Annotated in this window: 22 protein-coding genes; 11 read left to right on the top strand and 11 right to left on the bottom strand. The window is 34.2% G+C overall.

Annotated features, from left to right (window positions below):
• Positions 1–45 precede the first annotated feature (45 nt).
• Positions 46–1,014 (top strand): hypothetical protein, encoded by a 969-nt coding sequence (locus tag ABX784_RS00160; protein ID WP_372651173.1) that lies wholly within the window; start codon positions 46–48, stop codon positions 1,012–1,014.
• Here the strand turns inward: ABX784_RS00160 and ABX784_RS00155 are convergent, their stop codons facing one another.
• The 8 genes from ABX784_RS00155 to ABX784_RS00120 form a co-directional block, all read right to left on the bottom strand.
• Positions 1,015–1,380, bottom strand: coding sequence for a hypothetical protein (locus ABX784_RS00155; RefSeq protein WP_372651171.1), 366 nt, complete (start codon positions 1,378–1,380; stop codon positions 1,015–1,017).
• Between the two features lie 60 nt (positions 1,381–1,440).
• Positions 1,441–2,838 carry a family 14 glycosylhydrolase gene (locus tag ABX784_RS00150; protein WP_372651169.1) on the bottom strand — a complete coding sequence of 466 codons (1,398 nt, stop codon included), beginning with the start codon at positions 2,836–2,838 and terminating at the stop codon, positions 1,441–1,443.
• Positions 2,839–2,935: 97 nt separating this feature from the next.
• A complete protein-coding gene (locus ABX784_RS00145; RefSeq protein ID WP_372651167.1) occupies positions 2,936–3,739 on the bottom strand; it encodes a TatD family hydrolase in 804 nt (267 codons plus the stop codon).
• Between the two features lie 6 nt (positions 3,740–3,745).
• A complete protein-coding gene (locus tag ABX784_RS00140; protein WP_372651165.1) occupies positions 3,746–4,891 on the bottom strand; it encodes a thioredoxin domain-containing protein in 1,146 nt (381 codons plus the stop codon).
• A gap of 8 nt (positions 4,892–4,899) precedes the next feature.
• On the bottom strand, positions 4,900–5,490 hold the full coding sequence (locus ABX784_RS00135) for a polyphenol oxidase family protein (RefSeq protein WP_372651163.1): 591 nt from the start codon (positions 5,488–5,490) through the stop codon (positions 4,900–4,902).
• Complete coding sequence (locus ABX784_RS00130; protein ID WP_372651161.1) at positions 5,471–6,469, bottom strand: RluA family pseudouridine synthase; 999 nt, start codon at positions 6,467–6,469, stop codon at positions 5,471–5,473. The genes ABX784_RS00135 and ABX784_RS00130 overlap by 20 nt, the downstream gene beginning before the upstream one ends.
• A 2-nt stretch (positions 6,470–6,471) precedes the next feature.
• Positions 6,472–7,152, bottom strand: a complete 681-nt coding sequence (locus tag ABX784_RS00125; RefSeq protein WP_372651159.1) for a helix-turn-helix domain-containing protein — start codon at positions 7,150–7,152, stop codon at positions 6,472–6,474.
• Between the two features lie 16 nt (positions 7,153–7,168).
• Positions 7,169–8,107 (bottom strand): AAA family ATPase, encoded by a 939-nt coding sequence (locus ABX784_RS00120; RefSeq protein ID WP_372651157.1) that lies wholly within the window; start codon positions 8,105–8,107, stop codon positions 7,169–7,171.
• A gap of 189 nt (positions 8,108–8,296) precedes the next feature.
• On the opposite strand from ABX784_RS00120, the gene ABX784_RS00115 reads away from it, so the two are divergent.
• The gene (locus ABX784_RS00115) at positions 8,297–8,944 is read left to right on the top strand and encodes a diacylglycerol/polyprenol kinase family protein (protein ID WP_372651155.1); all 648 of its coding nucleotides are present in this window, start codon (positions 8,297–8,299) and stop codon (positions 8,942–8,944) included.
• Here the strand turns inward: ABX784_RS00115 and ABX784_RS00110 are convergent.
• Entirely contained in the window at positions 8,941–9,621 is a 681-nt protein-coding gene (locus ABX784_RS00110; RefSeq protein WP_372651153.1) for an LON peptidase substrate-binding domain-containing protein, read from the bottom strand. The genes ABX784_RS00115 and ABX784_RS00110 overlap by 4 nt on opposite strands.
• Positions 9,622–9,782: 161 nt before the next feature.
• Here ABX784_RS00110 and ABX784_RS00105 point away from each other — a divergent pair, with 161 nt between their 5' ends.
• Positions 9,783–10,721, top strand: coding sequence for a type I phosphomannose isomerase catalytic subunit (locus tag ABX784_RS00105; RefSeq protein WP_372651151.1), 939 nt, complete (start codon positions 9,783–9,785; stop codon positions 10,719–10,721).
• A 9-nt stretch (positions 10,722–10,730) separates the two neighbouring features.
• Positions 10,731–11,522: a hypothetical protein gene (locus ABX784_RS00100; protein WP_372651149.1), complete on the top strand. Its 792-nt coding sequence runs from the start codon at positions 10,731–10,733 to the stop codon at positions 11,520–11,522.
• A 35-nt stretch (positions 11,523–11,557) separates the two neighbouring features.
• Here the strand turns inward: ABX784_RS00100 and ABX784_RS00095 are convergent, their stop codons facing one another.
• Positions 11,558–11,926: a hypothetical protein gene (locus ABX784_RS00095; protein ID WP_372651147.1), complete on the bottom strand. Its 369-nt coding sequence runs from the start codon at positions 11,924–11,926 to the stop codon at positions 11,558–11,560.
• A 193-nt stretch (positions 11,927–12,119) separates the two neighbouring features.
• On the opposite strand from ABX784_RS00095, the gene ABX784_RS00090 reads away from it, so the two are divergent.
• From ABX784_RS00090 to ABX784_RS00075, 4 genes are all read left to right on the top strand, one after another.
• Complete coding sequence (locus ABX784_RS00090) at positions 12,120–12,626, top strand: hypothetical protein (RefSeq protein WP_372651145.1); 507 nt, start codon at positions 12,120–12,122, stop codon at positions 12,624–12,626.
• A gap of 370 nt (positions 12,627–12,996) precedes the next feature.
• Complete coding sequence (locus ABX784_RS00085; protein WP_372651143.1) at positions 12,997–14,769, top strand: ATP-binding protein; 1,773 nt, start codon at positions 12,997–12,999, stop codon at positions 14,767–14,769.
• Positions 14,762–15,841, top strand: a complete 1,080-nt coding sequence (locus tag ABX784_RS00080) for a DNA alkylation repair protein (protein ID WP_372651140.1) — start codon at positions 14,762–14,764, stop codon at positions 15,839–15,841. The genes ABX784_RS00085 and ABX784_RS00080 overlap by 8 nt, the downstream gene beginning before the upstream one ends.
• On the top strand, positions 15,838–16,098 hold the full coding sequence (locus ABX784_RS00075) for a GIY-YIG nuclease family protein (protein WP_372651138.1): 261 nt from the start codon (positions 15,838–15,840) through the stop codon (positions 16,096–16,098). The genes ABX784_RS00080 and ABX784_RS00075 overlap by 4 nt, the downstream gene beginning before the upstream one ends.
• Here the strand turns inward: ABX784_RS00075 and ABX784_RS00070 are convergent.
• Entirely contained in the window at positions 16,074–16,301 is a 228-nt protein-coding gene (locus tag ABX784_RS00070) for a DUF5522 domain-containing protein (RefSeq protein WP_372651136.1), read from the bottom strand. The two genes, ABX784_RS00075 and ABX784_RS00070, sit on opposite strands and share 25 nt — an antisense overlap.
• Before the next feature lie 293 nt (positions 16,302–16,594).
• On the opposite strand from ABX784_RS00070, the gene ABX784_RS00065 reads away from it, so the two are divergent.
• From ABX784_RS00065 to ABX784_RS00055, 3 genes are all read left to right on the top strand, one after another.
• The gene (locus ABX784_RS00065) at positions 16,595–18,256 is read left to right on the top strand and encodes an AMP-binding protein (RefSeq protein ID WP_372651134.1); all 1,662 of its coding nucleotides are present in this window, start codon (positions 16,595–16,597) and stop codon (positions 18,254–18,256) included.
• A gap of 195 nt (positions 18,257–18,451) precedes the next feature.
• Positions 18,452–19,441 (top strand): hypothetical protein, encoded by a 990-nt coding sequence (locus ABX784_RS00060; protein WP_372651132.1) that lies wholly within the window; start codon positions 18,452–18,454, stop codon positions 19,439–19,441.
• A 226-nt stretch (positions 19,442–19,667) separates the two neighbouring features.
• Positions 19,668–24,374: a hypothetical protein gene (locus ABX784_RS00055; protein ID WP_372651130.1), complete on the top strand. Its 4,707-nt coding sequence runs from the start codon at positions 19,668–19,670 to the stop codon at positions 24,372–24,374.
• Positions 24,375–24,392 lie beyond the last annotated feature (18 nt).

The following is a 24,392-nucleotide window of genomic DNA, read 5'->3' as shown; positions in this document are numbered from 1 at the left end:
TTTTCTTAGGTGCGTCAATCTTGTAACATCTGTAAAATATAGGAGATGAAAACAGGAACGGGCGTTCGCCACTACAAATCTCATAGCGATTATCTTCAAAATAGAGGAAAGCAGGCCAGTGAGCTTATTTCTAAAGAGCTTGGTGAGAAGCTAGCTCCAGCAAGTAAACCAGACAAGGTTCAATTATCAGATGCTGCTAAAGAGAAGAAAGCTGAAATTAAGGATCACATAAAAGAAAATGGGAAAGAGATTAAAAGGGCATCAAAGCATTTATTAGCAGATGCTGCTCAGGTTGCTAAAGGTGCAGTTAACTTACCTGGAATAGGAAGTGCTTTAGATATTGTTTCTGCAATTATTCCCGATAATAAAATAGTTCAAGAAGTAAAAGAAGTCGTTTCTCCGCGAGAAGAGGTTGGAGTTGCTGACGGGGCAAGAGTGATCTTTGTAAGTGGATTGCATCTTGCGGGAATTAGTTCTGATGATGAAGGCCTACAAAGAATGGCAAAAGATCTAGAGGGAGCTGAGCACTACACTTGGAAAGATGAAGATGAGATAATATCTAAAGTTAGGTCAACTCCTAAGGAAGAGCCTGTTATTCTCGTTGGTCATTCTCTCGGTGGTGATGCCATTGTGAACATTGCAAACAAGCTTAATACTTTTTCAAATGGATTTAGAAAAATTGATCTACTGGTTACTTTAGATTCTGTAGGTTTTGATAATGACATTATTCCAAAAAATGTGAAAAAGAATATTAATTATATAGGTAATAAAGACGTACTCTTTAATGATGGTCCAAATATCGCTAGAGATAATATAAAAACTGAAGTTATTAACAATTTACGAAAAGAAAATCATAGACAAATTGATGACTCCCAAGAGGTTAGAGAGACTATCTACAATGAAGTTTCTGAGATTATGAAGAGCAGATCAGAGCTCCAAGAACAAGAGGACTTAATGAAGAGTTTTATCTCTAAAATTATGTCTCATCCAAACGCTTTAAGTATTCTAAAGTAACTACTTACATTCTTCTTCGGGAGAATTGGAAAAGAAGATCTCCCCTTGATTAAAATCCAGAGTTAGACAAACTGGTTTACTCTTGTCTTGAGACATGTATAAAAATTCATGTGCTTGATAGCATTCTTCAAAGTCTAAATGAAAGCTTTGCTTTATTTCATTATCAATAGAAGTATCCTTATAGACAACTAACTGATGAAAGAAGCTTTGGCAGTCTAAGATAACTTTTGGATACTGAAGAACCTTAATTTCAAACATTGCATCAAAGTCTGTATCGATATAATTCTTTACAGCAAGAGACTCACTCTTTGCAAAAGTAGTACACGATATAAAAAGTAGGGTAATAGCTAAGTAAATTGTTTTCATACTTAGCTAATCGGCTATGGAATAAATTAAATGAGGAAAATTTTGCCCTTCCTGATTATTTTACTCGTTCATATTCTCTATGATCCATTTATAAAAATCATAGGCCAGTGGGTTTTCTGAGATATCATTCATCGTTTTAATAGTTAGGCCTGTATAATTTCCATTTTGAACAGCATTCCAAATATTATCCCATGCCTGATTTGACCCTAGGACATTTACAGATTGATTTTGCCCCATGATTCCAAGGTTTGAATCATTAGCTAGTTTAGAAATTTCAAAGGCAAGGCTTGTATCAGAGGTACCATCGAGTTTCATCTCTTTTGGAGCCGTCATCTCTATTGCTGTTAGATGAATATTGAGCTTATCAAATTTAGTCAGTGCGCTAGCTTCCTTAAAGCTAGATATTATATATTCATAGCCTGATGCTTTATTTTCATTTTTCCAGAAGTTGTCGCTTGATCTAATAAGTCCCGCATTTAATTCTGAAAATCGGTCGTTGTCATTTTTTGATGTCCAGATTGAGCCTGGAATTATTGTTCCAATAGGAGTGTTGATAAAGTTTGAGCCTTCTTTGTTAAGCTCTCTAATAATTGTAGTTAATACAATTATTCCATGCTCAGTTAAAGAGTTATTATACCAATCATAAAAGTCTTTTCCATAAGTTGATTTGTATCCCTTATCTAGAAAGAAGCTATGATTCTGTGGAGGTTGAATATCATTGATATGCTTAAGTTCTACATCCCAAGATGAATTTACATTATCTACTGTTTTATATTTTGATTTTACAAAAGATCTAAATGATTGCTTTGCTAATTGAGAATAGGCCTGTGGTTTACTTTGTTGCAGCTCACTTATTGGGTATCGAAGCTCTCCACTAGGACCAAGAGAAACTACGATTTCTAAAATATTAGAATCTAGTTTATTAAAGTTATTTATGAAAGATTGAATAAACTCTTTATATTCTATGGCAACAATATCAGTGGCCCAAAAAGATATATATTCTTCATTGATAGATCCATCAAAAGAGACAAACTTTAAGTCTCTTGGATCTTCTATTTGATCGCTGTCTTTATATTTACTCCAGATCCAAGAGGGAACTTTGATATTACAGTTTTCACTTATTTTTTGACAGCTGTGAAATGATATAATTGGTGACCATTTAAGCCCTTTATCAATTATTATCTGAGATAGTTTATTGTAGTAACTCCAGTCAAATTTATTATCCTCTGGTTCAGCAATGGACCACCAGATATGAGTAGATATGGACTGGATACCTAACTCTTTCATTTTCACTAGATCTTTTTCAAACTTTGCCCACTGGTCCTGATTCTTAACAAGGTCAGAGGTTTGGCCTACTAAGTTGGGGGCCATTACATTTGCAGTAAAGGCCTTAGGTTTAGCAAAACTCATTGCATTGAATAAAAATATTAGAATTAAGAATTTGTACTCTCTCTTCACTTTCAACCCCATCTGTTTAGTTGGTGCGTCATTTTAACAGAATTAGTCTCAGACAAAAGGGAGTGTGTATAAACTACTTTGATTTAAGTGGTTGTTTTTATAGAGATAGGCAGTCTTTTGAATTTTGGTAGCAGGCCTTAAGGACAGTTTCCAGCTCTAATTCTTTAATTTTTGCTACTTCTTCTGCAATAAAAGGTAGGTAGTAGGGTGCATTTTCTCGGCCTCTATAAGGTACCGGAGTGAGAAAAGGGGCATCAGTTTCAAGTAAGATACGATCCATAGGGCAAATTCTTAAGGTCTCTCTTACGTCCTCAGCATTTTTGAACGTAATGATACCGTTAAACCCTAGGTGAAAACCTAAATCAAGTGCACAATGAGCTAACTCTTTTGATGAGGTGAAGCTATGAATAACTCCTTTCCTCTTCATTCTTGGAGCGTACTCTTTTAGAACCTCCATCATTTCTTGATCAGCTTCTCTTGCGTGGATCACAACAGGCTTGTCAAAATCTATAGCAATTTGAAGCTGTTTCTTGAAGGCATCAATTTGTTTTTGTTTTTCAGATTTGTTGTAGTAGAAATCTAATCCAATTTCTCCTACTGCTTTTACTTTTGTATTACTAATATTTTGTCGAATAGTATTCTCAACATCATCACTCCAGTCATTTGCATCGTGGGGATGAATACCTTGAGTACAGAAAATATTTGGATGAGAGTTTGCGATATCAATGACAGTTTGTAAGTTCTTAGGCGATACAGAGATCGTCATAATCTTTTCAATATTATGAGCAAGAGACTTAGAGAGTAATTCGCTTAATTCTTCTTCCTTTAGGTAATCAAGGTGACAGTGAGTCTCAATGATTGGAAGTTCAAATGTTGGAATTTCTCTACGTTTCTTGCCCATATTTTACTACTTTGCTTTAGCTAGAATATCGTCAAGGATAATATAAAGCTGGTTTAGTGGTAATACACCTTCAATTTTTACTCCATTTACTAACATAGTTGGAGTTGAATTAATATTGAAAGGCTCAGCTCTTGAAATTATATCTTGAACTTTTTTCTTAGTCTCTGGAGACTTAACACACTCAACAACATTTTCTCTTTTTGCGTAGTTAGTTAGCCATTCCATAGAAAGGTTACTTTGGTTATTAAAAATGTCATCGTGCACTTTTTCAAACTTAGTCGGTAGACAAGTTGCTAGGTAAGCGGCTTGACATGCAAGAGTATGAAGTGGTCTTTGCATTTTTGGGTTACAGTTATGATCAAGTGGGTAATACATATATTGAATATTTATCTTACCTTCATACTTTCTAGCAATTGCGTGTGAGTTATCTGAAAGGGCTTTACATGCAGGACACTGAAAGTCAGAGAAGAATGTTAACTGAAGTGGAGCGTCTTCAAACTTTTCTGAAGCTGAAGCGATTCTAAATTCAGAGTCTGTTGATGGCTTTCCTAGATTAGGAAGTTTCCAGTATTGATTTAGAAGAGAGTCTGCAATTTGGCTAATTTGATTCTCTTTATTATTTACAGTCTTCCAAGTCGCTCCTGAAGCAACTGCTGTCAGTACAAAATAGATAGCTATAGTCTTCAATCCAATGAATCTGTGAGAACTAAACTTATTAAAGATAAATAAGGCAATCCAAGAAAGAATGTAATAGACAGTACACATTGGGCATAGTCCGCCTAAGGCAAATATAGAGTAGAGAAAGAGTACAAGACAACCAACAGCATTAACTATTAGTATCAAATGGTTTGTCCCTTCTATTTCTTCATTTTTGAAAACAAACCCTAGCATTAGGAATGCTCCAATTAGAACTCCAAATAATGATATTGGTATACCGGCGATATTTGAAGCAGGTGAATTTGTCGTAGTATCACAGTTAAAGAAACTATTAAAATTACATAGTGTTGAGCTCTCACTAATATTAGTAGGAAACTTTACTCCAAAGTAGTGACTCGTTAAATATATTGAGACACCAATCATTGCTATAGCAATTGCCCCTAGGATTATTTGGGCGTTAAATGACCCTTCTCTGTAGAATGACTTCTTTTGCATTTTTTCTCCTATATTTTTCTTAAAACGTTCCAATTTCTTAGTTCTAAATCACCGTTTCTATAGCTATAGAAACGCTCATCATCAAAAGTATCTAATCCGCAATCGATGATGTCGGCCAGAGGGTAGGTCTCTTTGAGTTGCTCAATGGCTTCTTTGGTCATATTAAAGAATATTCTACCTTCAATCTCTTTTAAATTGTTAGATTTTGGAAAATTCTTTGTAAACTCTAGCGAGACTTCGTAGTTTTTTACTCTTATATGTGGTCCAATAAATATTTTGTCTGGATTTAAAGATTTTATCTGTTCATCCAGTAAGATGTTATTTTTAAGACCTTTCCAACCAGCATGAATTAGAGCGGTTCCATATTCCGATATAAATCCTACCGGCAAGCAGTCAGCAGTCTTAATCACTAAGGGGTCTTTATTGTAAGAGGTGATTCCATCAGCTTCTATTGTAGAGTCTAATTTAGAACTCTCTATTACTTTATTTCCGTGAACTTGAATAACGCTCTTTAAACCATTTATTTTTGGTTTATGATCCCATATTTCAAAAACATAATTGGATATTTGATATGTGAACCTAGGCAGGACCATTTTCATTTCCATTTAAGTAATCGAGAATATTTTGAAATGTTTTTGGTGGAGGTGTTGTAAAGTTTAACTCTTCATTTGTTATAGGGTGAATAAAACCTAATTCTTTAGCGTGTAAGAATGGGTGTTCATAGTTTCCTATAATCTCTGAAAGGTCAGGACCAACTCTTTGAAGGTGTTCTGATGGGTTTCCATAGAGAGAATCACAAAGAATAGGCCTATAGAGTAGCTGGCTTAGATGAACCCTTATCTGATGGGTTCTACCTGTTTCAAGCTTGAGTTCAACGTGAGCGACTTTATCGTATTGTTTAAGAACTCTATAGTGAGTAAGTGCATGTTTACCAGACTTAGCTTCTGTAGACATTTTTAATCTATTTTGAGGATGTCTTCCTATTGTAGATTCAAGTTTACCACCTGCTGGAAATGATTTTCCCATGGCAATACACTCATATCTTCTCGTTATATCATGTGTGCTAAAGAGCTTTACTAGACCTTCGTGACACTTTTGGTTCTTGGCCACAACCATAACTCCAGAAGTTCCTTTATCTAATCTATGGACGATGCCAGGTCTTTTTTGGTCGCCTACACCTTTAATATCATTACAGTGAAATAGAATGGCATTTACGAGTGTTCCAGTATAATTTCCTGGAGCTGGGTGAACAACCATTCCCGCTGCTTTGTTTACAATAATTAGGTGCTCATCTTCAAAAAGTATTTCGAGTGGAAGATCTTCTGGTAGTGCGTCTGCGGGCGCCGGAGGTGGAATTAAAACATTTATAATAGTTCCTACTTCAGGGAACTTTTTCAATTCAATTTTCTTTACAGCATTCTTTGATGTGATAAGCCCTTTTTCAAAAAGCATTTTAACAAATGATCTACTTTGATCTACAAGCTTATCTGCTAAATATTGGTCTAAACGCTTAAAATCGTTTTTATCTTCTTCTGTTATTGTAAAAGTAAACGATTCATTATTTTCAGCGTCAGACATCTTTAACCTTTGAGTTCTTTAATTCTATTTAAATAAGATGCCGCAACCATCTCTGGATTAAGCTTTAAACACTTTGCATATTGATACACAAAGCCTCTAACATAAACTGTTGCTGGCAATTTTGTAATTGACTCTTCTTCGATATACTTTAAGTAAGTCTTTGACACTTTTGTCATTTCACTCATTCTTAGAATATCTACATTTTTATATTCACGGATCTCTTTTAGGAATTCACCTGTGAAGTCTATGGCCTGGGAAATCTTCTCTTCCATTTCCGGATCTTCTTGATAGTTTAGAGCAAATTTTTGACTAGCAACAATTCTCTTAACGTTACCTTCACTAGGATTGTTATCTGTTCCTAGTTGCGCATCTAGTTTAGAATCAGGCGTATCATTTCTTTTAAAAGTTTCTGATGATCTGTTTGCATCTTGATAGCTAAAGTCTTTGTTTAGACCACGTGCTTCGTCATATTGTTGTCTTTTTAACGGGTCACTTACAATACTATAAGCTTCCTCGATTAAATCGAGAATTGAATTACACTCTTCTTTTGTCATCAAAGAGTAGAGTGCAAGGGAGTCTAAAGAGTAAGCATTCTTAGCTCTTACGTATCCTTGTTGAATTTCCTCTTGAGTAGCAGTTGCAGGTATTTCTAAAACATCATAGTAGTTTTTTTGCTTTTCCAATTATATTTCCTCTTCTTTAAGATATGTTTAGAAGTCTATGAACAATTTTATCAAAATTGTTCACTAGTGCTGAGTTTGGGAATTCCATAAGAAGGGGTTTTCTTCTTTTTACACTTTGCCAAACTGTCGCGTCGTAATCAAGAAAACCAACATAGTCTAAATTAATTCCGAAGTACTTGCGACAAATGATCTTCATGGAAAAGCCGATATCTATATCTGCTTGTGTTCTTACTTGGTTGATAATAAGTTTTGGAGATAGTTTTTCAATTTCTATCTTTAGCTTATGTCCAATTTCTGGGTTGATCTCAATCACTCTTGATATTAGGTCTGCTGGAGTAGAGTTTTGAGAGATTTTTGCATTCATAGCCTGGTCAATAAGAGGACCTACTTCTAGTAGATCTTCAACCATGTTTAGTTTTCGGTGGTAAATACTCTTAATAAATCTATAAGTATTTTCAATACTAGTAGGCTCTGGAAGAGCTGTTAAGATTCCTTGATCAGCAGAGATAAAGAAATCTAGAGTATTGAATGTTGTACCTGCTCCAAGGTCAAAAAGTACATAGTCAGCATCAAGTGAGCTTACTTTGCTTATAATTTTTGCTTTTTGCATTTGTTTTAAGTTTGCAATTCCTACATCATCCTGAGCGCCACTAATAATTGATAAGTTTGGAATAGGTGTTTGCGTTACAACTTCACTTAGTTCTCTAACTTTCTTCGTTAGGTAGTCAGAAAGTGTTCTTTCTGGAATAGGCATTCCTAAGCACGTGTGAAGGTTGGCTCCTCCAAGGTCAAGGTCAATTGTAACAACCTTGTAACCCATCAAGGCAAGGCAAATAGAAAGGTTGGCAGTAACTAAACTTTTTCCAACTCCACCTTTTCCACCACCGATGGCCCAGATTTTTGTTTTTCGCGTTGAGTCTAATATGTCATGTACATCTTGTGTCGTATTTTGCATAAATTTTTCTATCCCTGAAAATTCTCCTAATTATAGATAAGAAATTTCAATATGTAAGGCATTATGTGGTTAAAATTGTACGTATTTAAAGATTTCTCGATGTAAATATGAATAGTTGAATGTTTCGCTTGGGTATGGACAGTCTCAAAATTGATGGCTAGACTGCAATCCGTTTGGTGGAGGTCTCATATGAGAGCAGAAATTAAAAATACACTTGCTTTACGTTCTGAAATTCATTTGACTAGAAAGTTGTGGCATATGGGGACAGGCCTAATAGGTCTATCTGTGTACAATCAACTTGGTCTAGAAGCAAGACAGATGGGAATGTTCCTTTTAATTCTTGGTGTTGTTGCTCTTCTTGTTGAGTTCGCAAGATTAAACTTCACGTTCATAAACACAATAGTATTAAAGTTCATGAAGCCGTTTATGAGAGAATCTGAAAGAAACTCTTTAAGTGGATTTCCATTCTATGCTCTTGGTGCTGCTATTTCTTTATTATTATTTAGTGAGAAGATAGCAATTCTCTCAATCTTATTTTTAATTTTCTCAGATCCTATTAGTTCTTTCTTTGGGATTTTATATGGAAAAGATAAAATTATTACAAATAAGTCTGTGCAAGGTTGTGTGGCAGGCTTTCTCGTTTGCTATTCTCTAACGTTTCTTTACGGTAGTTACTTTTATAAGCCAGGGATAGATTTATTGGTGTTTAGTATTATTGCTGGTGCTATTGGAACAATTTCTGAACTATGTAGCGTTGTTGTCGATGATAACTTAACAATACCAGTACTGTCGGGTCTAGGGCTAACTGTAATAAACTTAATCTTCCCAATTTTTTAGTGAGCGATACGGGATGTTTTCTCGATTTCTTCATAGCTTTTAATTGCTGAAACAACTAATGAGCTCTCTTCAAAGTGAGATGGCTCTTCAAATAGTGAATTTAAGAGCTGTACTCTCTCAAAGAGAGAGTTGTTCTCAAGAAGTAGTTGTCGAAGCTCTGGGTCCTGCACTAAGAACATACAGATATAATCAATTACGTGATAGATACTAGTGAGAGAGTTTGTGAAGGTTTCTCTCTCGTATGAATCGAGTATATTTATCTCCAGCCAGTTATCTAGTAATTTTTTTAAATTTTGAATCTGTGGTCCATGAAGTTTTTCAGACTCAACTTTGTCGTGAAAGCACTCTGCTTGGTAAATAAGGTAGGGGAGGTTTTGATCTACTTCTAGTAACCTCACTCTTCCTATTGCTTTAATTAGTACTTTAAGAGTTCCGTCTATATTCTCTTCTAGTATGATAGGCCGTCCATATCCACATATTTCAGAAGGTCTATATCTTCCTCTAATATTTTGCTGATCGCTGGCAGATGCTTTACTTATTGCTACGGGAGTATTGTCTTTAATACATGTCTTAATCATATCTATATATATTGGCTCTAAAATATAAATAGGAAGTGAAGTTCTCGAGTACAGAACTACATTTGGAATAGGCAATACGGGAAGTCTTAGATTTTCCATGCTTTATTTTAACTCGTGAATTGTAGTAAAAAATGAAGAGATTGAAAAAAAGCCTATTTTCAGGGTCTTAAAGATAATTTTGCATAAAGATGAATAAAATATAGTAGCTAAAAGTGACAATAAAACATGTTATCAGTATCATGATATTAAGAGGTTATAAAATGAAATCAATTATCGTACTGAAACCATTTGCTTCCCATAAAATTTGGGGAGGCTCATTGCTTTCACGCTTAAAAAATATAGAAGTACCTTCTGATAGAGATCCTGTTGGAGAAACTTGGGAAGTGTCCGCTCATGCTGATGGTCCATCACAAAGTGATTGTGGTGCTCTAAATGAGATATCTAGTTTGGAGGAAATTCCTTACCTTGTTAAATTTATAGATACATCCGAAAATTTATCGGTCCAAGTTCATCCTGGGGATGACTATGCTCAAAAGCATGAAAACTCAAAGGGAAAGTCTGAGTGTTGGGTGATATTAGATGCTAAAGATGGAGCAGGAATATACCTTGGATTAAAAAAAGGTGTAACTAAAGGGTCTTTAAAAAGCTCGTTAGAAAAAAAGGAAGACCTTTCACTTTCTTTAAACTTCTACCCGGTTAGTAGGGGAGACTTCTTTTATGTCCCGGCCGGAACAATTCACGCTATAGGTAAAGATGTATTTTTAGCTGAAGTTCAACAATGTTCTGATATTACCTACAGGGTATGGGATTGGAATAGACTTTGGGATGCTAATAAGTCTGGTAAAAATGGTGAAGCGAGAGAGTTACATATTGATAAATCTCTTGATGTTATTCGCTTTGATGAAGAATTTAATCACCGATTGAATTTTAAAGTTCAAAATAATATTTTTGATCAAGACTTAAAACTTTTAGAGTTAAAAGACTTTGAGCTTTTCAGTTATAATAAGGATGATGAATCTGAGATAGAGATAAGTTTTGGTGACAGATTTGCTTCAATTCTTGTCCTTGAGGGAAGCATTACAGTTTCACGTAATTCAGAAAACCATCAATTGAATCAATATCAAGCAGCATTGTTGCCACTTGAAGAAGTTAATAATTTTAAAGTTTCTGGAAAAGGAATCTTTCTTATTATTAAGTAGGAGAAGTTGATGAAGATACTCTCTTGTATTTTTTTATTTGCAGTCCTGCTCTCATGTCAAAAGAAGTCCGAAGTTTCCTATAGTGGGGAGAGGGTCACTATTGAGCCAACTGAAGCTCGTATTGTAGATGTTGATATTCTTCCTTGGAAAGTCGGGATGTTGAGAAATATTCTAATCTCTAGAGGTGTTCAAGTTACCTTTACATTTCCTCAGATTGAAAAGAAGGATTTGCGCTATCTCGTAGATAAGTTTGGTATCGATAGCTGGATTGTAAAAGTGAAGAGAAAGGGAATGATGAGAAATGAGACCATTGGCTATCTCTACGTTCCCATTATTCTTCCTGGTCAAAAAAATGCAATGAGAATTAATCAACTGAAAAAAGGAAGTTTTAGAATTCTCTACTCTGCATCATCCGTATCGACAAGGTTTTCAAACCTTCCATGCCCAGCATTTAAGCATGACCTGTTAATTGAAAAAACAGGACTTGGAAACGAAAAGCCTTTCTCATCGAAACTAAGTGTTTCCCCTGTTGAAGAGGAGAGGTTACTTGTTAGAGTCGAGGAATTTAACTATTCAAATACTTCTCTAAATGGTGGAAAAGACCTTAGAGGGGATTACTATGTTGAGATAGGATTTTATAATACAGAAAGGAAAGTTAAGCTTTCTAACTTCATCGAGCTAGAAGGATCAGCAAAAGTTGTCAGAGAGAGATCTGTACCTATTTCAGGATGTGAAAATTTTAAAATACCACCAAGAGGTGAAGAGACTGGTGGAATGGAAGAATTTAAATGGAATAAATAAGATAAGTACAAAAAAAAAGCCCTTTCGGGCTTTTTTTATCTCTGATAACACGTAAGGGGGTACGTGATCTCATGTCCTTTATTTGATCTAATTGTTAAGTAGTCATTTAGTTCAGATAATTTATCTACATTTCCAATATGGATTTCATGTCTTTGACCCCAGTAATTCAATACCTTTGTGAATCCATTCTTCTTATAGCTTGTTCTCATCGCATTTGCCGAAGCTACCATTCTTCCTTTTTCAGTTTCCTCTAGAAAACTGATCTTATTATTATAGATAACGAATGATTTCTTCATTCTTGGAGTATGGCACTCAAGTTTAGAGTGTACTGCGGCCCTTGCCTGGATTACCTGCATAAATGATAAAGTCAGTAGTGTGAAAAAAACTGTTCTTAATGTATTCATTGTAATCTCTCCAGTTGCTTATTCTCCTATTTATAGAGCAATGACCGTGCCAACTATTGTTAATGTATTTAAGGAGGGTTAGAGGTCTAGATGTATAAACTATTTTCATGGCCGTATAAAAAATAGACGATATTTAGGCTATTTGTTTATCTGGAAATAAGCTAAAATAAAGGAAATAACTTAAGGGGTAATAATGAAGTCAGTACTAGTGATCATTTCTCTACTTTTAAATCTTACAATTTTTGGGCAAAGCGAAGAGGTCCTCAAGTTATCAGGAAAATTTGTTATTAAGAAAGGAGTTGAGGGACAGGATACTGACCTCTATTTCAAAATTAAGGATAAAAAGGGAAAGTCCTATGCTTACCCTGTAAGAATAAGTGATAAGAAGCTCAACCAGTCTGTAAGAAAGAATTTTCAAAAAATTTATATAATAGAGGCCGTAGCGAAACAGAAGAATATTAAAATAAATGAAACGAGCAAATTTGTTAACTTTCTTGATATTAAGACAGCAAATAGCTTCGAGCTCAAAAGCTTAGGGGTGACTAGTGAGGAGAGTTCTCAAAGAGATCCGGATATTCCTTACTACGATCGAGAAAATCCAGCCAATTCAAGAGGTGGTTATCGACTTTCAGATAAGGCCGCCAATTCTATAATCTTTGCAGCTGGAGCGGCGATATTGGGCGCAATTATAGCGAAGTAGCACTAACTCATTAGTATCCATGTAACTTTTTTATACTATAGAATCTTTTATAGAGATTTATAACGGTCTACGTTATAAGGGCTCATTCAAAAGTTCGTAAGTTGATGGGGTGGCCAAGCTCTCTAAGTAAGAGGGCAGGTTCTATGTTGTGTTGAGTTCCTATTTGTGTAGTGTAATAGAGGGCCACATTCATCAACTTTTAAATATATAGGCCCCCAGAAATGGGGGCCACTTTTATATCTCATACGTTAATTCTCACCCCCTCTATTTAAATATTATATATAAATGAAGCTTAGATTTTATGAGGAAGTCTTCCATTTCCCTGTTCTAGGGTGTTAAACTACCAAAATAACATCAGCCCGGATTTCTTTTGAAAAATTATCAGCAAAAATTAATGATTATCCCTCTTTTAATGTGTCTCTTGCTCTGTGGAGTTACATTTATTCAATATGTAAAAGTTGATAATATTAAGTATCAATGGATTACATATCTAAAGAATGTAGATTCCAAGGGACTACTCTATGCTGATTTAAAAGATACGCTTGGTTATGGGGGAGCTCATCACGCTTTTAAAAACTATATCTTAAGAGGGGATGAAAGTTATTCTAATATTGCTGATAATTCCCTTAGTGAGGCCATCTCAATTCTTGATAAAATAGAAATTAACCCTACTTTGACTGATGAGGAGTTTTTTCATGTTAAAAATATCTACGCTACAGTTAAAGAGTATAAAGAACAGATCGAGATAGCTAGAGAATTAAAATTAAGAGGAGCTTCCATCAAGGAAGTAGATGCTCAAGTTAAGGTAGATGACACTAATGCAGTAAATGGATTTCAATGGCTGAATGAAAATCAGGAAAAGCTAAAAAAAGAATTCTCAGCAAAAATTGAAAATTCAGAAAAAGAAGCTAAAACAACTCTTATTATAGGTTTACTTTTCTCAACTATCATTGTCTTTTATTTAACATACTACACCAGTCGTAAATTAGTAGAGGCAAAGATAAAAGCCGAAAGTATAGCAAATCTAAAAAGTAACTTTCTTGCAAATATGAGTCATGAGATTAGAACTCCTCTCAATGGAATCATAGGATTCACTGGAATATTGTCTGATATAAAGTTATCTACAGAGGCTAAAGAGCAGGTACGCTACATAAGAGAGTGTGGAGAGAGTTTAGCAGCAATTATAAATGATATTCTAGATTTCTCTAAAATAAGTGCTGGAAAGTTAAGTGTGATGAAATCAAATTTTAATGTGAAAAATTGTGTTTTATCTACAATTCATATCTTTGACCACATAACAACATCAAGAGGAATTGAGTTAAAAATTAATATAGATGATAATATTCCAGATATTATCGCTGGAGACTCTCTAAGGCTCAAACAAGTTCTTACAAACTTAATTGGAAATGCAGTTAAGTTTACTGAAGAAGGAAGTATAGAAGTTAATGTAGATCTGGTTGAGAGAGATAATAAGTACATTAAACTTAAATTTAGAATTAAAGATACTGGTATCGGAATTTCTGAAGAAGCACAATCAAGACTTTTTTATTCTTTTGAGCAAGCTGACGTCTCTACTTCAAGGAAGTATGGTGGAACAGGGCTAGGGCTAACTATTTCTAAAAACCTTATTGAGGCCATGGGCGGTGAAATTGAAGTCTTAAGTACTGAAGGAGAAGGGGCAGAGTTTATTTTTAGTATTACGGCCTTCAACCCTATTGATATAGGTGAAGTTTCTACTGTTCAAAAAATAAGTATTACAGAGAGAAGTAGTGAAAGTTTTAAAATTTTAGTAGCTGAAGATAATAAAGTTAATCAACTGCTTGTAAAAAAGCTTCTCCAAAAACTTGGATACACTAACTTTAAAATAGTTGATAATGGAAAACTTGCTATAGAAGCCTTGAATGAAGAGGATTTCGATTTGATCTTGATGGATATTCAAATGCCTGTGATGGATGGTTATGAAGCAACATCTACTATTCTTAAGTATTGGACAGGAGAAAAAAGACCACTTATCTATGCACTATCAGCAAATGTGATGGAAGAAGACAAGAAGAAAGCTTCCGAAGTTGGATTTGATGGCTATATTGAAAAGCCTATAGATATTGATGAGTTCTCTGTAGTGTTAGATAAGTGCAATGTCTAAGCTATTAAAGGATGTTTATACCAATTCGTACTTAGAGAGTGTCGCTAGAGAAATAAAGATTCATTATAAAGAATTTAAAACTGACTTATTTTTAGACTTAGTTTTTGCGTCTGATTGGAAAGAATTAGAACTAAAAATGAGGATGAAAAGAATTACTCAATCTTTACATCAAGCCTTACCTAAAGATTACAGAGAAGCTATTGATATTTTAACAAAGGCGGCTCCAAAATTCAGTGGGTTTGAGGCTCTATTTTTCCCAGACTTTATTGAGGCATATGGAAAAGATAAAAAACACTTCAACCTCTCTCTTTCTACTCTTGAGATTCTTACTAAATATTCAAGCTCCGAGTTCGCTATTAGAGCTTTTATTCTTGAAGATGAAGCCAGAGTAATGAAGAAAATGCTCACTTGGTCTAAGTCTAAAAACTATCATGTGAGAAGACTTGCAAGTGAAGGCTGCCGTTCTAGATTACCTTGGGCAATGGCCCTTAATCGTTTTAAAGAAAGCCCTAATTTGATCTTACCAATATTAGAGAATTTAAAAAATGACCCTGAATTGTATGTAAGAAAAAGCGTTGCAAATAATTTGAATGATATTAGTAAAGACCATCCTGAGATTGTTCTAGATCTTGCTAAGAAGTGGTATGGAGAAAGCGCTTATACTGATTGGATTGTAAAGCATGGACTTAGAACTTTGTTAAAGAGCGGCAATCCTTCTGCTTTAAAAATATTTGGTTATAACAATTCAAGAAGTATTCAGGTCCAGGAACTTACTTTAATAACAAAGAAAGTCAAAATAGGTTCTAATTTAAATTTTAAATTTTTATTAAATATAATTAAGAGATCGAGAATTAGAATTGAATATAAAATTTATTATTTAAAGAGCAATGGTAGTCATAGTTCAAAGGTTTTCAAAATCACTGAAGGTGATTTTGAGAAAGAAGTTATTGAGATTAATAAGAAACAAAGCTTCAAAGAGATGACGACTAGAAAGCACTATAAAGGTGAGCATTTTCTATCAATAGTTATAAATGGTATTGAAAAAGAAAAAGTCAGGTTTGAAGTTATATGAGTTGGTATGTCTATATTATAGAGACTACAACTGGTAAGTACTATACAGGAATTACTACAGATATTGAGAGAAGGTTTAAAGAGCATTGCTCTAGTAAAAAAGGGGCTAAGTTCTTTAGATCAAATACTCCTAAGAAGATAATTTACTCTGAAGAATATGAGAATAGATCTCTTGCATCGAAGCGAGAGTGGGAAATAAAACAAATGTCAAAAGCTAAGAAAGTGGAGTTAGTTCACTCGTCAATAGGGCCATCGTAAACTTCGAGTTCTTTGTCTTCTTCCCATGGAGTTTGAAGTTCTGAAGGAACACTTGGGTCTACTTTTTTACTATAATCATACGGACAATGAATACAACCACTCTGGCAACAGTGGCCTCTTTTAGTATGGTATATTTCAGTGAAGACCATTAATCCATTTTCATTAAGGTAGTAGTCAACGTTTTCAGTCAGTTTATCATTCATAGGATTATAATAGCCTTCAGTTCTTTTTGAGTAAAGTGAACAAAAAAGCCTCCGATTCCGGAGGCTTAAACGCGTGTGTATAGAATAAATCTATAAGAATGAAGTGCCGATATCCATTATTCAGGACAACATCCTCTAAAAGTTTGAGAGTTTTATCATTTGAGATTTTTGTAGGCAAGAAAAAAAGTTTAGAATATCCTATACCTTAGGTAAGAAAATTCTGCCAAAGATTACTTATTTAGAAAGATTTTATAAAATCAATATATTAGATAAATTTAAATATAGAGGGTCTCATGGAACATGTATGGTTTAATCATTATCAAGAAGGTGTAGCACATAGCATTGATACATCAATTTACAATTCTATTCCTGAGATTTTGGAGGACTCATTTTCAAAGTTTCCAAATAATCCGGCGTTTCACTGTATGGGTAAAACTCTTACTTATTCAGAGATAGATATACAGAGTCGAAAGTTTGCATCTTATCTTCAGAATGATTTGAACCTTTCTAAGGGTGATAGAGTCGCTATTATGATGCCAAATATTCTTCAATATCCAATTGCGCTCTTTGGGGTATTAAGAGCTGGTATGGTTGCAGTAAATGTTAACCCTCTTTATACAGGAAGAGAGTTAGAGCATCAGTTAAATGATTCTGGTGCAAAGACTATAGTTATCTTTGAAAACTCGGCACATGTACTTGAAAGTATAATTTCAAATACAGGTATTGAAAATGTTTTGACTACTAAGATCGGGGACATGTTAGGTTTCCCAAAATCTATGATAGTAAATTTTGTCATAAAAAATATAAAAAAAATGGTTCCTTCATGGAACATTAATGGGACAAAAGACTTTCTAGAGTGTGTTAACTCTGGAGATGAGACTAAGTTCATTAGACCTGAGATAAAGAGAGAGGATACGGCATTTCTTCAGTACACTGGAGGAACTACAGGTGTATCAAAAGGAGCAGAGTTAATTCACAATAATATTATTGCTAACTTAATGCAGGCAAAGGCCTGGATCTCTCCTGTTACAGAAGATGGTAAAGAGATAATTATCACTCCTCTTCCGCTTTATCATATTTTTAGTTTAACAGCGAATTGCTTTACGTTCTCTACAGTTGGGGCACTTAACGTTCTTATTACTAACCCTAGAGATATGAAAGGCTTTGTAAAAGAATTAAATAAATGGAAATTTACTGCAATCACTGGTGTGAATACTTTATTTAATGGACTTCTTAACACTCCTGAGTTTTCTGAGGTTGATTTCTCTTCATTGAAGTTAACTCTTGGTGGTGGAATGGCCGTACAAAAGGCGGTAGCAGAGAAGTGGCAAAAAGCAACAGGTGTGCCACTTATTGAAGCATATGGTTTAACTGAAACTTCTCCGGCAGCATGTATTAATCCTCTAGACTTAAAGAGTTATAATGGTGCAATCGGATTGCCTGTGTCTTCAACTGAAGTTGTTATTAAAAATGATGAGGGAGAGACTTTACCTGTTGGTGAGATTGGTGAAATTTGTATCAAGGGACCACAGGTTATGAAGGGATACTGGAATAGACCTGATGAGACAAAGAATGTAATGACGGAAGATGGTTTCTTTAAGTCTGGTGATATTGGTGTAATGGATGAAGAGGGTTTCTTTAAAATAGTAGATAGAAAAAAAGATATGATTCTTGTTTCAGGCTTTAATGTTTATCCAAACGAAATTGAAGATGTAATCTGTTCATATGATAAAGTTTTCGAGTGTGCAGCAGTTGGTGCTCCTGATGAAAAATCGGGAGAAGTCGTTAAGTTGTTTGTTGTAAAGAAAGATGAATCACTAACAGTTGAAGAGCTTAAGAAGTTTTGTAAAGAGAACTTAACCGGATATAAAGTTCCAAAAATCTATGAATTTAGAGATGAGTTACCAAAATCCAACGTTGGTAAAATACTTCGAAAAGATCTTAGAGATTCATAATTAGATTAGGGCCATTTTGCGGCCCTTTTTTATTTTTACAAATATCAGTGTAAGTAAATCACTTAAGTCATTAATAATTCATGATGCATTGCTGTAAGTTTTTAAACTTATGATAAATAAATAAAAATCTATTTTAATTCTTCTTTATTTATAGATATGAGTTCCTTAATTAATTATCTATTGAGGAGAAATTAAATGAAAAATTTTTTTATAGGATTTTTTGTATTAACTGCATTCATCTTTATTGATTCTGGTAATGCAAACGCTAGAGAATGCCAAAGAGGTAAGCAGTGTACATCAAGAAATGATCGTGGTGGAAATCGCTCTAGTGCTAACACTACTACTAGAAATAGAAATACGACTAGAAACAACACTACAGTAAACAGAAACAGAAATACTTCTAGAAATAACACAACTGTAAACAGAAATACTTCTAGAAATAACACTACTGTAAACAGAAATAGAAATACTTCTAGAAACAACACTACAGTAAACAGAAATAGAAATACTTCTAGAAATAACACTACAGTAAACAGAAACAGAAATACTTCTAGAAACAATACTACAGTAAATAGAAACAGAAGAACTGTAAGAAATAACACGAGAGTAAATACAGTTAGAAGAACTTCTGCATATAGAGATTATGGACATCGTCCAAATTGGAATAGGTCTCACTCTAGTTATGTAAGACATAATCACTCATCATACCGCTACAATAGATCTCATCACAGTAGATACAATAGTAGAAGAAACTACTTTAGATCAGTTCCATACAGAAGTATTTACTGGGACAGATGGCTAAGAGTTAGAGTGACTTGGAATGATGGATACTATTGGAACAATAACTACCCATGGTACAACTATAATGGATATAGCCATAGATATAGCCATGTTGATATGTGTAACTATGAACTTGTTGATGGATGGAATAATACAGTAGAGAGAACTTACTACAATAATACATGTTCATTTGGTTATGACCTTTGTGCTAGCCAAAGAGATCAAATGAATAGCTGGTCAAGTGATTATAGATATTTCTGTTCTGAGAGATTAGAGGGAAGCGTTGATGATTATGGCTATGATTACAATGACGACTTTTACTCTGATATCTACGATGACTCATATGATGGTTATGGTGGAAATGGAGATGATTGGGATCAAGACTTCAGCGATGATTGGAACTAATTCATAACAGACTGGGCCCTTTTATAGGGCCTTTTTTTTGGTTTAAAAGTTAAAATTCTTGCTCCATAGTTTAGCTATTTCAATACCTTGAAGTGTTAAAAATCTAACATGTCTAAAATTTATACAACTATATAAAAAATAACATATTGAAATTACTCAAATCTCTCTCTGAGCTGTTGGCCCTTAGTTTGCAACTATATACATATATATATCTAAGGGGACTTATATGAAGAGATTTATCTCTGCAATTTTAATTTACCTAATTTCTTTTCAATTAGCTTTCGCTGAGACGATTCTACGTGTTCCAGCTTCTGAGAGTTATACATATATTTACTCTAGTGAAGAGCTATTAAATGAAATCAATGAATTTAAAGATTCAATCAAAGGTAAAGACTTAAAGGCGACTTGTTCTACTGAAGAAGTTGATGTTCTTGAAGATGCAGTAAGTGAAGAGGAAGAAGTAGAAGAGGACTTTTTTGGATTTGATGAAGAAGAAGTAATTGCTTACGACGAAAACACACTAAGTAACTGGGAAAAAATTGTTAAAGGTATAAATGAAGTATCTTGTGGACAGTACCTATATACTTTTGATGAAAATCTAGCAAAAGAAGAAGCACAAAGATGTGTTCCACAAAGAGTTAAGGGACATATTGAAAAGTTTGCTGAGAAAGTAATGAAGCTTGAGGAAGAAGATAGAGAGAGCGAGATACCTTCTCTTGGAGCAAATGATGAACTTTTAACTTCTTTAAATAAGAAAGCAACTTTAATAAAAACAGAACTAAATAAGTACCTATATGACGAAAATATTGATGAAGAAATTAGAAGAAATTTATTAGTAAACTATCTTGGAGGAGTTTTACTTCCAATGAGAGACCTTGTTGTTTCTAAAAGATCATATGTTGAGAAAGAATATGACGGTAAACTTTTTTATGAATCATTATTAACTGATTTTCCAACAGATTTATTTGAAGAGGATGAAATTGATCAAAGAAAATTAATCACTTTAGGTCCAAATGAGCAAACTGATCCTTACCACTTATCAATTTTAGATGAGACATGGGGAAAGTCTAGACTAGTATTTAATGAAAATGAAATCCTTTCAAGAGATGTATTAACTCTTGTTAAGACTCCAACAAAGAGAAATTATGTAAGAGCTCTTAAGTGGTTTACACTTCATATGATGATGTCTCAGATATATGTTTACCAAGCGATGCTAGGCGATGAAGAAGCTGTAGACGTTCCAAAATCATGTCAGTCTCATTTTAATGGAAGCCTCCCTGAGAAATTTAAGTTTAACTTTTCTAAAGGACAGGGAGATACTTATCTTCAAAATATAATGTCAGGGCATGGGTTAACGTTTAGCCTTAATAACTATCAGTATCTTGAATACTTTATGGATAATGCTGATAAAGATCCTACTAAAATGGGATACTCTGGATTACTTCCTTTTGAAGAGTATAAGAGTGCTTTAAGAAACTCAAGAGACGGAAGTCACTTTACAAAGTCTGATATTGACGATGTTTCTCACTATACAACTGTAGTACAGATGAAGTTACAAGAAGCAATGAGTGTTTTTAAAGGAAAAATGAACTCGAGCTATAATAGAAGAACAGGAAAGCATTCTGCAGCAAGAACTTACACATATGCTATTGGTACAGAGTTTCAGAAATTTTTCGAGAAACCATCAGCGGATAAGTTATATGAAACAAAACTAGAAGATGGAACACTAACTTCTATCAATACACAAAGACAAAACTTATCATTATTTCTTGCAGAGTTAATGCAAAGAAAAGGTGCAACTCACTATACTGATATTATGTCTGAAAGACTCATTCAAAAGCTTAATAAGAATAAATCAAAAATTAAATTCCCATCTCTATACGGTTCAGCAGTATGGAGAAATTGGGCCCTTAACAAAATTGCATTCTTTTTAGAGTCAAAGAGAGAAGTTTCAAAAACTGATATTTCCTATAAAGACGCTCAATTAGCATGTCACTATGTAGGGAAAGGTGCAGATTTTTGTAAAGATGGAATGGGGAAGCATATAGTTGCCCAAATGGCAGACTACTTAAAAGAATTTGTTACAACTTCAGACTTTGTTCCTTTAAGAAGATTAGAAGAAATGAAAATAGAAGAAAACTACCCAGTATTTGGATATATTTGGAATATCAATACAAATAGAGGAAGTTCAGACTTCTCATTTAGTGATATGACTGAGTATGACTTTTTAACAGGTCAAATGCAGGCGTTAAACCCATGGGCATCTGTAAGACTAAGTTACCTAATCGCTCTAGATGAATTAGAGCATGTAGAAGAGGGTATTACTCCAAAGTTTATACAAACAAGAAGAGGAAAGCGTGTTTCAAGTGAAACAAAGACACAAAGAGAAAATGTAAAGATTCATATTGAAATGCTTAAAAAAGCAGCGAAGAAATTAAATATTGATAAAGTATTAGTTCCTAGTTATGCAAATAATATCCTATCTGAAGATGAAAAGGATGCGTTTTGGAATGATATAGCAGAAAGAGTAAATGAAGAAAATTCTAATATCTTTCAAACAGAGTTAGATGGTAAGAGTTATTATTCAAGACTAGAAGATCTTTCTTATGAAACACTTTTAACGAGAGAAAATGTAGAAAGATATGAAGCTAAATCTCGTACTAATATTTCAAGCCAAGCATGGGATGAGATTGATGATCTATTAGAGAGTGATGAAGGACAAATTGGGCAATTCTTTTTAAATCTCTATAATAATAAAGGTAATGTTGATCAACAAATAGCAATGTTTGAAGAGTTTTCTCAAGAGAACGGAATCGATAATAAATTCTCTGCAAAGATGAACTTTCTTTCTTTGGATAATGGTATTAAATCTCCAATCTTTAAAGATCTAATTAAAGAAGCAGCTCATGTAAGAAAGTTAAAAGTTCTTAATAACTTAAATGAGTTCTGTAATATGAATGCTGATACTCATGAAGATATGAAAACACTTTTTTATGCAACTTCAAAGGCCCAGAATCAATTAAATCAACTTGCTGGTCTACCTGGCGTACCTGAAAATGTATTAGATAAGATTAACTCAATGTCAGATGCTGAGTGGACTGATATGTGGTTAGGATTAGGTGCTGGTTTCTTAGGAATTGGAGCAATCCTAATCGGTGCAGCTTGTACTGGTGTTACTGGTGGTTTATGTGCTCCACTAGGAATTGCAATGATTGCAGCAGGTACTTCTGCTCTTACAATGCAGTCGAGCCTTATCTATAGAGAAGTTAGTAGGAAGTCGGAAGCTGATGCAAATGAAGAAAAGATAAAGAAAATGGAAGACATGGGGTTTGCAACTTCTGGAAGCTCTGATGAAGTATCTAGAACTTGGGGATGGGCAATATTTGAAGCTGTATCTTTAATCCCAATGGTAGGAGTTATTGGAAGAGCTGTTAAAGTTGGATCAAAGATGACTTATGTTTCAGCGAGAACAATGCTTCGAAATACAGGAAAAATTGGATTTAAGAAGGCCTGGAATATGGCTGGAGTTGCAGGTAAGACTGCAGCAACTGAAGCAGACGTAAGTTTTGCTAGATACGTACTTGGTTTTAAATCTCTACAAGACGATCTTGCTAAAGCTTTAGGAAAGAATACTGATGAAGCATCAAAAGCTGTAGAAAGTATTTCTAAGGAATTAGTAAGAAACGGTGCCTCTGAAGAAGCCGTTAAGAATGCTATGAGTGAAATGGAAAATGTGAAACACCTTTATAGAAGAGGGAAAATCACAATGAACCAAATGACTAAAAAATTAGGTGAGATTTTATCTCCATTTAAAAACAACGCTAAGCTTGCTGGTGACGAAATCTTTGAATACTCAAGTAATGTAGTAGTTAGAGAAACTCCTGAGATGATCAATAAGAAAACTGCTGAAGTTGTTGCTGACTACTTTGGACATAACCCTAAGGTTCTACAGAGATTATTAGAATCATATAAAGGTAAGTGGTTTAGCTCTCATGATAAATTAGTTCATGCAAGAGCTGTGATGAATAAAGCAAATAAAGGTGAATACCTTTGGGGAACTAATTGGATTAAGAAGTTTCGTTTTGAGCAACTAGCTAAGAACGGTAAGAAAATAAATAATATGATTAATGGTTTAGATCAAGTAGCTAAAAATGGTGATGATCTCACAGAGTACCTTATTAAGAATATGGAAGATCTTTCTGATATCTTTGTTAAGATTCCAGTTAGAAAGAGAGAGATTCCTTATATGGTTCTTTTAGAGGGTGGACCTCATACTGGAGGAGTATTGAAGAATACTTCATCTGCTTTTGTTAATAGAGTATCAGGTGCTGTATATGATCTTGCTGACGGATTAATTATGAAGAAGTTTCTAAATGCTAGAGTAAGACTTGTTTATGAGTCTACAAAAGCATCAGCGAGAGAGACTTTTGGACTTTCAAAGCAAGTTGCAGCAGAAACTACTTTTGAGGCCTTAAAGGCATTTGATAAGACTGTAGATGAGGCTATCTTATCTGCTTCAGCTGAGAAGTCTAAGAAGATTTCAAAGGAAATGGATGCATTTCAAGAAGCTGTAGCAAAAAGAGTTCATGAATTTGCTTCTCAGAAAATTTCATCAGGGAACGTTAGTAAGTTTATAGGTACCCTTGGAAAAGATAAGCAAGCATCTTTTAAAGAGTTTGTAGAGATGTCACCAGCTTCTATAAAAAAGTTATTGTTTAAAGCTGAAGGACCAAGAGAAGAAGCTCTTGCTCAAGTTATTTGGTCATCGGCTCCAATTGATAATATTTTCGAAATGAAGAACCTTGGTGATATGGCATATAAGGTTGTAAGAGAATTATCAGAGTACAATACTGCTGGAGAATTTGATAAATTCGTTAATGCTTTGAAAGTATTAATTATAAGTAGAGATCCAGGTGTTGTTGATTTTATGTAATTAGTGATTGAGAAGCTC

It is taken from the genome of Halobacteriovorax sp. (assembly GCF_041587335.1).
In the GTDB taxonomy this organism is placed as follows: domain Bacteria; phylum Bdellovibrionota; class Bacteriovoracia; order Bacteriovoracales; family Bacteriovoracaceae; genus Halobacteriovorax.
Note: the sequence above shows the minus strand (reverse complement) of the source record. Positions and strands in the feature narration are given on the sequence as shown.

Excerpts from the sequence above, each read along its gene's own strand:
- ABX784_RS00120 (WP_372651157.1), bottom strand. The coding sequence starts at position 8,107 with ATGCAAAATACGACACAAGATGTACATGACATATTAGACTCAACGCGA.
- ABX784_RS00160 (WP_372651173.1), top strand. The coding sequence starts at position 46 with ATGAAAACAGGAACGGGCGTTCGCCACTACAAATCTCATAGCGATTAT.
- ABX784_RS00075 (WP_372651138.1), top strand. The coding sequence starts at position 15,838 with ATGAGTTGGTATGTCTATATTATAGAGACTACAACTGGTAAGTACTAT.
- ABX784_RS00090 (WP_372651145.1), top strand. The coding sequence starts at position 12,120 with ATGAAGTCAGTACTAGTGATCATTTCTCTACTTTTAAATCTTACAATT.
- ABX784_RS00100 (WP_372651149.1), top strand. The coding sequence starts at position 10,731 with ATGAAGATACTCTCTTGTATTTTTTTATTTGCAGTCCTGCTCTCATGT.
- ABX784_RS00065 (WP_372651134.1), top strand. The coding sequence starts at position 16,595 with ATGGAACATGTATGGTTTAATCATTATCAAGAAGGTGTAGCACATAGC.
- ABX784_RS00060 (WP_372651132.1), top strand. The coding sequence starts at position 18,452 with ATGAAAAATTTTTTTATAGGATTTTTTGTATTAACTGCATTCATCTTT.
- ABX784_RS00095 (WP_372651147.1), bottom strand. The coding sequence starts at position 11,926 with ATGAATACATTAAGAACAGTTTTTTTCACACTACTGACTTTATCATTT.
- ABX784_RS00155 (WP_372651171.1), bottom strand. The coding sequence starts at position 1,380 with ATGAAAACAATTTACTTAGCTATTACCCTACTTTTTATATCGTGTACT.
- ABX784_RS00145 (WP_372651167.1), bottom strand. The coding sequence starts at position 3,739 with ATGGGCAAGAAACGTAGAGAAATTCCAACATTTGAACTTCCAATCATT.
- ABX784_RS00115 (WP_372651155.1), top strand. The coding sequence starts at position 8,297 with ATGAGAGCAGAAATTAAAAATACACTTGCTTTACGTTCTGAAATTCAT.
- ABX784_RS00055 (WP_372651130.1), top strand. The coding sequence starts at position 19,668 with ATGAAGAGATTTATCTCTGCAATTTTAATTTACCTAATTTCTTTTCAA.
- ABX784_RS00080 (WP_372651140.1), top strand. The coding sequence starts at position 14,762 with ATGTCTAAGCTATTAAAGGATGTTTATACCAATTCGTACTTAGAGAGT.
- ABX784_RS00070 (WP_372651136.1), bottom strand. The coding sequence starts at position 16,301 with ATGAATGATAAACTGACTGAAAACGTTGACTACTACCTTAATGAAAAT.
- ABX784_RS00105 (WP_372651151.1), top strand. The coding sequence starts at position 9,783 with ATGAAATCAATTATCGTACTGAAACCATTTGCTTCCCATAAAATTTGG.
- ABX784_RS00140 (WP_372651165.1), bottom strand. The coding sequence starts at position 4,891 with ATGCAAAAGAAGTCATTCTACAGAGAAGGGTCATTTAACGCCCAAATA.
- ABX784_RS00135 (WP_372651163.1), bottom strand. The coding sequence starts at position 5,490 with ATGAAAATGGTCCTGCCTAGGTTCACATATCAAATATCCAATTATGTT.
- ABX784_RS00110 (WP_372651153.1), bottom strand. The coding sequence starts at position 9,621 with ATGGAAAATCTAAGACTTCCCGTATTGCCTATTCCAAATGTAGTTCTG.
- ABX784_RS00130 (WP_372651161.1), bottom strand. The coding sequence starts at position 6,469 with ATGTCTGACGCTGAAAATAATGAATCGTTTACTTTTACAATAACAGAA.